The 11,914-nt window shown below is 58.3% G+C and carries 10 protein-coding genes; 4 read left to right on the top strand and 6 right to left on the bottom strand.

From position 1 onward, the window contains the following. A complete protein-coding gene (locus D1224_RS05730) occupies positions 1 to 846 on the top strand; it encodes an SDR family oxidoreductase (RefSeq protein WP_119378948.1) in 846 nt (281 codons plus the stop codon). An 18-nt stretch (positions 847 to 864) separates the two neighbouring features. Here the strand turns inward: D1224_RS05730 and D1224_RS05725 are convergent, their stop codons facing one another. The 3 genes from D1224_RS05725 to D1224_RS05715 form a co-directional block, all read right to left on the bottom strand. Further along, positions 865 to 3,135, bottom strand: a complete 2,271-nt coding sequence (locus D1224_RS05725) for an FkbM family methyltransferase (RefSeq protein ID WP_182482178.1) — start codon at positions 3,133 to 3,135, stop codon at positions 865 to 867. 66 nt (positions 3,136 to 3,201) lie between these two features. Next, positions 3,202 to 4,137: a glycosyltransferase family 2 protein gene (locus D1224_RS05720; RefSeq protein ID WP_182482177.1), complete on the bottom strand. Its 936-nt coding sequence runs from the start codon at positions 4,135 to 4,137 to the stop codon at positions 3,202 to 3,204. A 309-nt stretch (positions 4,138 to 4,446) separates the two neighbouring features. Next, positions 4,447 to 5,142 carry an FkbM family methyltransferase gene (locus D1224_RS05715; RefSeq protein WP_119378945.1) on the bottom strand — a complete coding sequence of 232 codons (696 nt, stop codon included), beginning with the start codon at positions 5,140 to 5,142 and terminating at the stop codon, positions 4,447 to 4,449. 141 nt (positions 5,143 to 5,283) lie between these two features. Between D1224_RS05715 and D1224_RS05710 the strand changes: the two genes are divergently transcribed. From D1224_RS05710 to D1224_RS05700, 3 genes are all read left to right on the top strand, one after another. Further along, a complete protein-coding gene (locus D1224_RS05710; protein ID WP_119378944.1) occupies positions 5,284 to 6,345 on the top strand; it encodes a phytanoyl-CoA dioxygenase family protein in 1,062 nt (353 codons plus the stop codon). Positions 6,346 to 6,400: 55 nt separating this feature from the next. Next, positions 6,401 to 7,405 carry a phytanoyl-CoA dioxygenase family protein gene (locus D1224_RS05705; protein WP_119378943.1) on the top strand — a complete coding sequence of 335 codons (1,005 nt, stop codon included), beginning with the start codon at positions 6,401 to 6,403 and terminating at the stop codon, positions 7,403 to 7,405. 84 nt (positions 7,406 to 7,489) lie between these two features. After that, complete coding sequence (locus tag D1224_RS05700) at positions 7,490 to 8,569, top strand: sulfotransferase family 2 domain-containing protein (protein WP_119378942.1); 1,080 nt, start codon at positions 7,490 to 7,492, stop codon at positions 8,567 to 8,569. 71 nt (positions 8,570 to 8,640) lie between these two features. On the opposite strand, the gene fcl is transcribed toward D1224_RS05700, so the two are convergent. From fcl to rfbB, 3 genes are all read right to left on the bottom strand, one after another. Next, positions 8,641 to 9,579: a GDP-L-fucose synthase gene (fcl, locus tag D1224_RS05695; RefSeq protein ID WP_119378941.1), complete on the bottom strand. Its 939-nt coding sequence runs from the start codon at positions 9,577 to 9,579 to the stop codon at positions 8,641 to 8,643. Between the two features lie 2 nt (positions 9,580 to 9,581). Then, positions 9,582 to 10,652: a GDP-mannose 4,6-dehydratase gene (gene gmd, locus D1224_RS05690; protein WP_119378940.1), complete on the bottom strand. Its 1,071-nt coding sequence runs from the start codon at positions 10,650 to 10,652 to the stop codon at positions 9,582 to 9,584. A gap of 162 nt (positions 10,653 to 10,814) precedes the next feature. Then, positions 10,815 to 11,831: a dTDP-glucose 4,6-dehydratase gene (gene rfbB / locus D1224_RS05685; protein WP_119378939.1), complete on the bottom strand. Its 1,017-nt coding sequence runs from the start codon at positions 11,829 to 11,831 to the stop codon at positions 10,815 to 10,817. Between the last annotated feature and the right edge of the window lie 83 nt (positions 11,832 to 11,914).

Raw genomic sequence — 11,914 nt, 5'->3', positions numbered from 1 at the left:
ATGCTGGACAAACTTTTCGGATTGTATGGGCGCACGATTGTGGTGACCGGCGGCTATGGCCAGATTGGCCGGGCGATGGCGAACGGCCTTGTCGGCTGCGGCGCGAATGTCGCCATTGTCGAGCCAAATGCCAGCGATGAAGCGACGGCCAAGGCGTTTCCGGACGGGCCCGGCGACAAGGTGATCAAGGCGTTCAAGGCCGATGTCACCGACCGCGCCTCGCTTGAGGCTGCGCTAGAGTCAATCACCCAGCATTTCGGCACGCCGTCCGGCCTTGTGAACAATGCCGCGCTCGACAGCCCGCCAAACTCAACGGCGGCAGAGAATGGGCCCTTTGAGGATTACCCGGCCGAGAGCTGGGAGCGGATCATGGACGTCAATGTGAAGGGCGTCTTCCAGTGCTGCCAGGTCTTCGGCAAGGCGATGGCGGAAGCGGGCAAGGGCTCCATCGCCAATGTCGCCTCCATCTATGGCACAGTGTCGCCTGACCAGTCGCTGTACCAGTACCGGCGTGACCGGGGTGAGACCTTCTACAAGCCGGTCGCCTATAGCGCGTCGAAGTCGGCGCTCTACAATCTCACACGCTATCTGGCGGTCTATTGGGGGCCGAAGGGCGTGCGCACCAATACGCTGACCTTTGCCGGCGTCTTCAACAATCAGGACGGCGAGTTCCTCGACAATTACGAGAAAAAGATCCCGCTGCGCCGGGGCGGCGACTATGACCGCCTGCGCGGCATGGCGCTCGCCGAAGACTATGTCGGGCCGACGGCCTTCCTGATGTCGGACGCCTCATCCTATGCCAACGGCGCGGACTTCCGCATCGACGGCGGCTTCCTGGCGATGTAGGGGGGCTTCGGGCGCTCGCTAGCGGCGCTGGCGGAGGTGTTTGCCGAGGCCGATTTCGTGAAGCGCTTCGCGCTGCTGGATCACCCGGACGAGCGCGCGCTTTTCGTTGATCTCGGTCTGAAGCGCCTGCTTCTCTGCAGCGAGAGCGGCGATTTCTGCCTCGAGCGCGGCCTGCCTGGTGGCGGCTTCGTCAAGCTCACGGCGCTGATCTGCGCGAAGCTGGCGGCTGACTTCGAGATGCTTGCGCGTTTCCTTGTGAGCGTTGCGTTCCTCGGACAGTATGGCTTTCAGGTCGCGGTGGGTCTTCTCGTGAGCGGCTTTTTCGCGTTTGAGGGCGTTGCGCTCTTCCGAGATGATATATTTCAGGTCACGATGAGTTTTCTCGTGGGCCTCTTTTTCCTTTGTGAGCTCCGCTCTCGTGCCCTTGTGCGCGTTCCGCTCTTCCGAGAGGATCTGCTTCAGATCCTGATGGGTTTTCGCGTGGGCAGTCTTTTCCTTCTCGAGGTCGGATTCCAGGCGGACGCGCGTCTGATCATGCGCGCTCTTTTCTTTGGACAGCAGAAGATCGAAGTCCCGGCGCGCTGATTCCTGCCCAGCCTTCGCCGCTTCCAGCTTCTGCTGAAGATCTGCCGACAGGTTGCGGAAGGCCTCGACCCGCTCATTGAGAGAGTCGCGGTCGCTCCTCGCTTTTTCGAGCTTTGTGTCGAGATCGGATACCTGCGCTTCGACGTTGACCAGGCGCGACTTGGTAGAGGCGTATTCCTTCTTCGAAGCGGTCAGGCGTTCGTTGACGGATGCGAGCTCGGCTTGGAGATCGTTCTGGGCGCTCATGGATTCCAGAAGCGACTTTTTTAGTTCCTCGGCGCGCTCATGCTGACGATCAAGTGAGCTTCGAACATCCGCAATCTTCTGGCGGTGTTCACTGTCGCGGGCATCCAGCTTTTCCTGAAGCGAATCGGAAAGCTTCTGGAACGCCTGCATACGTTCTTTCTGTTCGGTCAGTGCCTCTTTCAGGTCCGAGGTCTGCTGTCGTAGCCGGTTTCTCTCCGCATCAGCCTTGTCGTAGTGACCCTGAAGCGCGTTGCGATAGGTTTCGGCGCGTTCAATTTCAGTCTGGAGGCGGGCGACTTCATTCAGGACACGCTTCGAGATTGGCGCGGCGCCGCCAGTTGACGGAAAAGCTGCCTGAAGGCGTTCAACGTCGGCTACCTGGTTCCGGATCTTGGTGAATTCACGCAGGATCAGGACGGAGGACTCATCCGAGGCGGACGGCCTGGTCGCATCAACTTCATTGACTAGCGCAGAGAAGAAGTCCTTCGCCCAGGCGCAATCCTCACCGGCCAGGAAGACCGTGCCTGATGTTTCGGGTGGGATATCGCCGGCGGTCTTGAGTTTAACCAGCTTCTGACTGCCATCGTAGAGGTGGGCCTCGAAACCGGCATCCAGCAGGGGCTCAAGTTCTGCAAGCAGGCTGTCCCGCGTTTCGGCGGTGAGGTTCTTGTGGCTGTATTCGAGCATGACGAGCGCTGTGCGTGCGCGCTCAAGTGTCTTGCGGGCGCCCGCAAGCACCTGGTTTTCGTGCCCCTCAGTATCGATCTTGAGGAAGTCTATGCGGTCCAGCGCCTTCACAGGTGCGCACCTGTCGAGCGCAACCTTGGCGACTGTCACCGTGTCGAGCACCGGCGACCGCCCGGTGTCACGCAGTCCGCTGAAGGCCCCGTCAGTGGCAACGAAGAACTTTGCCTTGCCACCTCTTTCAGATACAGCGGCGTTCACGGCCTCGATGCGGTCATTCAACCCGTTCTGCGCGATATTCTTTTCGAGCAGTTCAAACGCTGATGGGAGCGGCTCAAGAGCCACAACTTTGCCTTTCTGGGCGACATGGCCAGCATGAACACCGAAGAGGCCGAAATTGGCACCGACATCGACTGTGTTGGCATTATCCGGAAGCGTTGCGGTGAGCGCGTTCAGGACGTCGGTTTCATTCATGTTGCCGAGGTAGAACTCAGCACCAAAAAGATCTCCGAGATCCACATCGAAGCTCAATCCGTTCTTCAACGGGGCCGTGCCAGTCTTGCCGGAACCGGCAGGGAAGACTGAGCGCAGTCTTGTGCGGATCAGTCCGCTCAGCTCGATCCGGGCCTGCGTGTCTCGGAGTGTCGCCAGAAGCTGGAAGAGCGACTGGATATCTGGCTCGGGCGACTCACCCCTCAGCAGATAAGGTGCCCGTCGATCAGCCGTACTGGTTTTCGCCGTTGCGGCCTTATTCTCTTTCTGTGGCTGCGCCATGGTTGTCATCCGTCTACGGAAACTTGAACACAGGACCGGATCGCCCGATGCGGCGTCTATTTCAAGTTAGGATTTTGTTTTCTTGGCGGCTCGTTCTTCCTGCCGGTACAGCCTGCCCCATGTCTTGTCCGCTTCATCACCGGGTGGCTGGTCAAGATAGATCTTTCCCATTTTTGCCACGCCTTCATCAGTGACCAGGTCTGGCCAGTACTGCTTCATCTGTGACCGATCATACGACATGAGCGCTGTATTCCCGGCCCGAAGCTCTTCTTCTATGCCGACATAGTGTTCACAAATTGACTGCGGTGCATCGATGATGGCGTAGCCGCTATCCCAGATCTTCAGCGACAGATCGGTATCCGACTTGTAGAAAACATAGTCGTCTTCATTCGCGTATTGTGCGGCCTCGAGGGCCTCGCGCGTGTAGATGCCGTGATTGAGCATCAGGTTGCCGCCGATCGTGCGCTGGACGTAGTAGCGTTTTTGCTTTGGCCAGTCGCGGAAGTAGAAGGCGCAGGCCCCGACGGGAATGCCAGCCTGCTTTGCAGCTTCGATCTGGGCAATGCCGTTGCGGATTGCGCCGGGCATCAGGAGGCAATCGTCCGAAATCATCAGGATGTAGTCGGCCGAGGCGGCGCGGAAGCCCATATTCATGAAGCCGCCCCAGCTGCGCCGACGCATCGATGTGTTGCCAGACTTGTAGCGATTGTACTGGAGAATGGTGATCACATCCTCCTGCTTGGTCAGCCACGGAATGGTACGATCATTAGAGCCGCCGTCGACAACGATGATCTCACCATCAAGTCCTTCGAGCTCGCGGCGCACGGTGGCGATACACTTCTCGAGTAGTTTGCGGCGATTGAGGGTGCCCAGAACCACGCTGATGCGGGGACGCGCGTCGAGGCAGGCGTGGCGGGGACGCGGCGCGCCAGCCTGTCCGATGTCGGGGCGGATGGGATCGACAGCATGATCGACGACGTATTGGCGCTGCTCATCGCTCAACTTCGCATGCCAGTTGCTGACTACGGCTTTTTCAGCCGTCTGAGGTCCTGGCGGGGGTTTGCGGCGTCCTCGGAGGATTGAACTCGCAGCACGGCGCACGCGTCTTGCCCACTCCATTTTCTGCTCCTGCTAATTTACTGCCGGTCGACTAATCGATTTCAGCACGTCGGCGCACTTGCAAGGTCTATATCCAGCAGGCCCGGCAAGTCGCGCAGCTGAAGACGAGCGGTTCACCCATGAGGTGGGAGGCCGCTCATCTTCGGTTGCGGTTAAGAAAAAGGACCTCGCCGACCTTCAGCTGGGCGACGCTTAGCTGGCCGCCGGTGCACCGGTCCCGTATGAGCTGCGCTCCCAGATTGGATGATCATCCCTGATGAAGATGAGGTGCATCTGCCAGAGCGCATGGTCACCGGGCCGGAAAAGCGGATCGCACATGTCTACGCAGCGAAAGCCGAGCGACTTCATGTGAAGGGACATCTCATCGAAGGTGAGGTTCTTGCGGTCCACGAAATTCAGCTTGAAGTTATAGACCTCCATCATGATGAGGCTCGTATTCTTCAGTGTCTCCTCGCACCCGGCGAGGATGTCGAGCTCCACGCCGTGCGTGTCGAACTTCATGAAGTACGGCCCCGGCATATCGAATTCCTTGACGAGGGTGTCGATCTTCCGCAGCGGGGTTGTGTGAACATTGTCGCCAGCCGTGACCTTGGAAAGCGCGCCGCCGACATCGTTCGACTTGAGGAACTGACCTTCACCGTCCTCGGACGAAGCGCCGCATACGACGTACTTTGTCCCTTCGTGGGTGGCCGCAAGCTTTTCCCAGATCTCGAGGAAACGGGGGTCCATATCGATGAGCAGAGCCTGCATGTCTGGCCAATGTGACTTGTAGAAACCCAGATCGTCGCCCCGGCCGGACCCGATATTGATCAAGCTGCCAACCTCGATTTTCTTTTCTGCGATCCTGGCAAATGCATCTGCGATATGGGCGGAATTCTCAATTGGCATGCGGCAATCCTCAAGCGTCGAAAGTGCGTCCCCGTGTAGACGCAATTACGCAGGCAGAGCAAGCGGTGTGCGGATGTTACGTAGTTGACATTTTAACGCTGTGAGAGATTCTCCCGACAAGTGGGTTGGAGTTTATTAAGCATGTCTATTGTTAATCAGGACGTTCGGGGCGAAGATCCGGCTCAGGCGACAAAAGCGCCAGAGCGCGACTACGAAGCTGAGCTTGCGGCTCTTCGAACCGACCGCAACCGCTGGCGGGCCGAAGCTGAAAAGCTGTCCGAGCAGTTCCAGAATACACCTACGATTGATCGTTCCTACCTTCTGACCAAAGGCACGATGCGGCAGCGTCAGACCTACCACGCGTTGGCGAAGGAAGTTAAGGCGGCTGATATCCAGCGGCGCCGGGAGCTTGGTCAAAAATACCTTGCAGAACAGAAGCTGGAGTCTGAAACCTCCAAACTGGTCGTGTTGCAGAAGGATGGCTTTGCGTCGGTTGATCTCAGCCATCATCCGCTGGTGCAGGACGCCATCAAAGAGTGTCGCGATACCTATCAGGAAGCAATCGACTCTGGAAAAGAGCTCCTGTCCAAGGATAGCCTCGAATTTGTCGGCGACGCCGGCTGGCCGTTTATCGCCAGCGGCGGTGTCTACAAGCTGGCGACAAGCCCGTTGCTGCTTGCCCCGGTTATTCGCTATTTCGGCATGTTCCCAATCATGACCGGCTTCGGCCTGCTGTCAGCCCGCAATGAAGAGTTCTATCCGCATTCTTCACAGCGCCTGCATTTCGACCCGGAAGACCGCACGCAGCTGAAGGTATTCTTCTACATCACTGATGTGGACGAGACGTCCGGCCCGTTCATGGCCGTCCCGGCCGAAGACAGCGCCGTTCTTTATAATGATCCGGATTTCAAACTGGCCCGTCAGGATGATACGGCAGTTCGGGAGGGGTCTATCCGCACATTCACCGGTCCGGCTGGTACGGCGATTTACTGTGATACGTGCCGCTGCCTTCACGCCGGTGCCCGGCCCGGCGGCAAGAAGCGCCTCATGCTGAGCATCGAGTACAATATACCGACGCATCTCAATTCGAAGCTCTGGGAGGGTGACCCGACGCCAGAGCGCCGCTGCCGGACGCTGAAGGTCAGGGACTATAATCTGAATGAGTACACCGAAGCCTTGCTGGCGCACCCCAAGCCCGCGTAAGGCTTGCGAAACGACCAGTTCGGATACACTCCAGATCAAGGGAGCGGGATAGCTCATGCCTGATGCAGCGCAGGACGTGAAGGTCGACAAACTTGTCGGCGAACGGGACTTCTGGCGGAACAAGGCCGAGCAGTTCATGGAGGTTTCACGCTCCGCCGCCGTGTTCGAGCGTTCCTTTGTGATCCGTCAGGGGAGCATGAAACAGCGCAAGCAGTATCATGAACTGGCCCGCTTCATAAAAAGCGAAGAGATTGCGCGCCGCGAGGCGCTGGGACGGCGCTATCTCGCTGAGAAGACGCTTGCCGCGGAAACGGCGGAGTTCGAGATCCCGCAGGACATTGCGCACGCTTCGATCGATCTGAGCCATGACCAATTGGTGAAAGATGCCGTCTCGGAGGGGCTGAGATCCTATCAGGACGCGATTGCCTCGGGCCGGGAGTTTCTGTCGAAGGACAGTCTTCAATTCCTGGGCTCGGCGGGAAAACCCTTCGGGGCCGATAGCGCGATCTTCAAACTTGCGACGAGCCCGCTCCTGCTGGCCCCGGTCATCCGGTATTTCGGCATGTTTCCAATCATGACCGGTTTTGGTGTGACACTGGCGAAGAACTCTGAATTTCACCGCAAATCGTCCCAACGGCTTCACTTCGACCCGGAAGACCGTGCGCAGCTGAAAGTCTTTCTCTACATTACTGACGTGGATGCCGATTCCGGTCCGTTCATGGCAGCGGCTGCAAGGGATTGCGAGGTCCTGTTCGAGCGACCTGACTTCGTCCTCGACCGTCAGGAGGACTCAGTGCTGCCTGATGGTGCCCTTCACGAATATCACGGACCAGCGGGCACGATCATCTTCACCGATACATGCCGGTGCCTGCATGGCGGCGGGCGCCCGGGTGAACGCGAACGCGTAATGCTGAGCATGGAATACAATATGCCAACCTATCTCGGGGCCAAGCTTTGGGAGGGCGATCCAGAGCCGGAGCGCTGCAGGACGAAGAATATCCGTGTCGACAATCCTGATGAGTTCATGGAAGCCTTGCTCGCGCACCCAAAGGCTGGCTAGTTTCAGTTTCTCCAACTAGGTTTTCGCGTCCGTCGAGTGTTGTCACGGCACTCCTTGTTTCCGTTGTCCTGACATAGGGTCTCCATGCTCGTACACTTTCATATTCCGAAGACGGCGGGCACCAGCACCAAACGCGTCATCGAAAGCTGGTATGAGCTCTACCGGGTCGAGCAGGGCCAACGCATAACGGAATTGCGCGAGGGCGCTGGCGAGGAAATCTGCGTGACCAGCCATTTCGCTTCATCGATTTTTGGTGAAGAAGGCGCGTTGACCGATGCCTTGCCGGAAGTCATCGGAAACCCTGACTACAAGGTGTTCACGCTTCTGCGTGACCCGTTGGATCACCTCGTTTCGTCCTACTACCATCTTCGCCGCAAGAGCGATAAGGATTTGCCGCAAGACATCGTGTCGTTCGCGGAATTTCCCAACCGCTTCATCTATAGAAACTCGATGTGTGCGAGCAACGCTGAAGAGCGTTCGAACATACTGAACTCATTCTATTTCATCGGCGATACGTCTGACATCGACGCCTCCATGAAGTATCTGGCAGAGCTTCTGGGCAAGCCCCCGATCGATGTGCCGAAAGAGAATGTCGGAGATCGCGACGAGCTGATTCTCCAGCTGACCTCCAGAGAACGCGCGCGGATCGAGCGCGCGCTCGCGCCTGAGTATGAGCTGTTTGAAACAGTTCGCGACATGTTGCGGGATCACAGCTTTACGGGCAGCCCGGATGCGCGGGTCGACCAGTTCGCCTTTACCAGCAAGATGGAGCGCCAGATTCTCAGCCCCGAGCTTCCGAGCGCGGATGACGTTGAAGAGGTCAACCTGCAGACGAGCATGCGAGAGCGCGAGAAGGCCTTTAACGAGATCATCGCCTCGAAGTCGGCCCGGATCGAAGAGCTTGAACTGCGTGAAGCCTATCTGTCAGGACAGTTGAAACGCGAGCGGGAGCAGAAGCACGCGGCGCTTCTGGAGGCGCGCGCCTTCAGCCACCTGTTGCGAGTGGAGCGCAAGCAGCGGTCTGCTGAACGCGCCCTTGTGGGAAGGCTGTTCCCTTCATGGGAGGTGCAGAAATGGCGGCTTCTGCGGGTGAAGAACAAGCTCGGCCGTATGTCGAAGCCGGTTCGTAATGTCGCGGGCCGCGCCCTCAATAAGTTCAGATAGAAGACTGAACAGGTAGATCAGGGACGCACAATGGCGCCCCTGCAGCTGACCCAGCCTGTCGGCTGTTCGCCTCAGGCGTCGCTCACATTGTCGAGATACCACTGATAGGTCGAGGCGATACCATCGCGGAGGCTGATCGAAGGCTCCCAGCCCATATCGCGCAGGCGAGAGGCTGACATCAGCTTGCGCGGCGTGCCGTCAGGCTTGCTCTCATCCTTGACGATCTTGCCGTCGAAGCCGACCACTTCTGCGACCATCTCCATCAGCTCAAGAATGGTGACGTCGGTGCCGGAGCCCACATTCACGTGCTCATAACCGGAATAGTTCTTCAGGAGGAAGACGAGTGCGTCGGCGCAGTCATCGCAGTGAAGGAATTCACGGCGCGGCGTGCCGGTGCCCCAGATCTCGATCTCGCTGGCGCCAGCCTTCTTTGCCTCATGCGCCTTGCGAATGAGGGCGGGCAGCACATGGCTGGATTTCAGGTCGAAATTGTCGCCGGGACCGTAAAGATTGGTCGGCATCGCGGAGACATAGTCGCGGCCATACTGCTTGCGATAGGCCTGGGCGAGCTTGATGCCCGCGATCTTGGCAATCGCATACCATTCATTGGTTGGCTCAAGCGGGCCGGTCAGCAGGCTCTCTTCGACGATCGGCTGGTCTGCGAACTTCGGGTAGATGCAGCTGGAGCCAAGGAACAGGATGCGGTCGACATCGCTCTTGTGGGCCGCATTGATGATGTTCGCCTCAATCATGAGGTTGTCGTAGAGAAAATCTGCCGGATAGGTGTCGTTGGCGAGAATGCCGCCGACCTTGGCCGCTGCCACCACAATGGCGTCCGGCTTCATCTCGGCCAGCAGCTTCTCGGTCTCATCCTGACGGATGAAATTGGCCTTGTCGCGGCCAGCGATGATGACCTCGCAGTTTTCCTGCTCCAGACGGCGCACGGTTGCCGAGCCGACCATCCCGCGATGGCCGGCAACCCACACCCGTTTTCCAGCGAGGTCATACATGATCAGGCACCCTTCCAGATGGGGTCTTTCTGCATCACTTTGAGATCCGACTGGACCATCTCGCGGGCAAGATCACGCGGCGAGGTTTCATGGCTCCAGCCGAGCACTTTCTTCGCCTTTGCCGGATCGCCGAGCAGAAGCTCGACCTCGGTCGGGCGGAAATAGCGGGGATCCACCTCGATGAGGCATTTGCCGGTCTCGGAGCAGTAACCCTTCTCGTCGACGCCCTTGCCCTTCCATTCGAGCTTGATGCCCACGTCTTCGAAGGCCCACTCGACGAACTGGCGGACATGCGTCGTCTCACCGGTCGCGAGTACGTAATCGTCGGCCTTGTCCTGCTGCATCATCAGCCACATGCCGCGGACATATTCACGCGCATGGCCCCAGTCGCGCTGGGCATCGAGATTGCCGAGGAAGAGCTTTTCCTGACGGCCAAGCTTGATGGCAGCTGCGGCGCGCGTGATCTTCCGGGTCACGAAGGTTTCGCCGCGCAGGGGGCTCTCATGGTTGAAGAGGATGCCGTTGGAGGCATGCATGCCATAGGCTTCGCGGTAGTTCACGACGATCCAGTACGCGTAGAGTTTCGCGGCCGCATATGGGCTGCGTGGATAGAAGGGTGTGGTTTCGCTCTGCGGCACTTCCTGAACCAGGCCGTAAAGTTCTGACGTCGAGGCCTGATAGAAACGGGTCTTCTTTTCGAGGCCAAGGATGCGGATTGCTTCGAGCAGGCGAAGCGCGCCAACGGCGTCGGCATTCGCGGTGTATTCCGGCGTCTCGAAAGAGACCTGAACGTGGCTCTGTGCTGCGAGGTTATAGATCTCGTCTGGCTGGGATTCCTGGACGATCCGGATGAGGTTCGTCGAATCGGTCATGTCGCCATAGTGAAGGATCAGGCGCGGGTCATCGACATGCGGGTCCTGATATAGATGCTCAATGCGGCCAGTATTGAACGAGGAAGACCGGCGCTTCACGCCATGGACCGTATAGCCCTTTTCCAGCAGGAGTTCGACCAGGTACGCCCCATCCTGTCCCGTCACGCCAGTGACCAGCGCTGTCTTGTTTTTCGTTGTCATTGAAACAGTCCCGTAACTAAACTTGTGGGCACAGAAGATGCGCCGCCCCAAAGTCCATTAGCGAAGGGCTGACGCAGGCTCAACAGCTTCACCCACAAAGTGCATGTTTATTGATTTGTGGCGCGCTTTTGCCACGCAGGACGTGGCGGCGGTTTTGGCGGTCTAGCGGGCCTGAAGCGGCTTCCACCACCACTCATTCTCGATGAACCAGTCGATGGTTCGGGCGAGGCCCTCTTCAAATGATACCGATGACGTCCAGGACAGCTCGTTTTCAATCTTGCTGGCATCAATGGCATAGCGAAGGTCGTGACCCGGCCGGTCTGTGACATATTCAATGAGGTCTCGGCGCGGCTTGTCCGCTGGACGGCGCGCGTCGATGAGGTCGCAGATGGCCTCAACCACCTGAAGATTGGTCCGCTCTGAATTGCTACCAATATTGTAGGTTTCGCCCGGCGCGCCCTCGATCGCCACCTTGGCCAGCGCATTGGCGTGATCTTCGACGTACAGCCAGTCGCGGACATTCTCGCCCTTGCCGTAGACGGGCAGTGGTTTCATGGCGAGCGCATTCAGGATGACGAGCGGAATCAGTTTTTCCGGGAAATGGTATGGCCCATAATTATTGGAGCAGTTTGTCACAATAACAGGCAGGCCGTATGTGCGGCCCCAGGCCCGGGCAAGGTGGTCAGACGAGGCTTTCGATGCTGCGTAGGGCGAAGATGGTTCGTAGCGGGAGTCTTCGGTGAAGATCCCTGAATCGAGCGGAAGGTCGCCATAGACTTCATCTGTCGAGACGTGGACGAAGCGGAAGCCGTCGGATTTGCCGAGGTCCTTATCCCAGTAGCGGCGAGCGGCCTGAAGCATTGTGCTGGTGCCGACAATATTGGTCTGGATAAACTCGCCGGGGCCGGTAATTGACCGGTCGACATGGCTTTCTGCGGCGAGGTGGAGCACAGCGTCGATCTGGTTCTCAACGAGAAGACGGTAAACGAGCGCCTCATCGCAGATGTCGCCCTGGACGAATTTGTAATTCTCGAGGTCTTCGATTGGCTTTAGCGAGCTAAGATTGGCAGCGTAGGTCAGTCTGTCGAGGTTGGTCACGTCGTGGCCAAGGTCGCCGGCCAGATGCCGGCAAACAGCTGATCCAATAAAGCCAGCGCCGCCCGTTACGAGAAAATTCATGTCGCGTCCGTGTGCAATTTATCCTCATCGTGCAGGTCTGGCTACAATGCGGCCAGCTTGACGATGCTCAACGCCCGATGTCA

This window comes from Henriciella barbarensis (assembly GCF_003576345.1).
GTDB lineage: Bacteria > Pseudomonadota > Alphaproteobacteria > Caulobacterales > Hyphomonadaceae > Henriciella > Henriciella barbarensis.
Note: the sequence above shows the minus strand (reverse complement) of the source record. Positions and strands in the feature narration are given on the sequence as shown.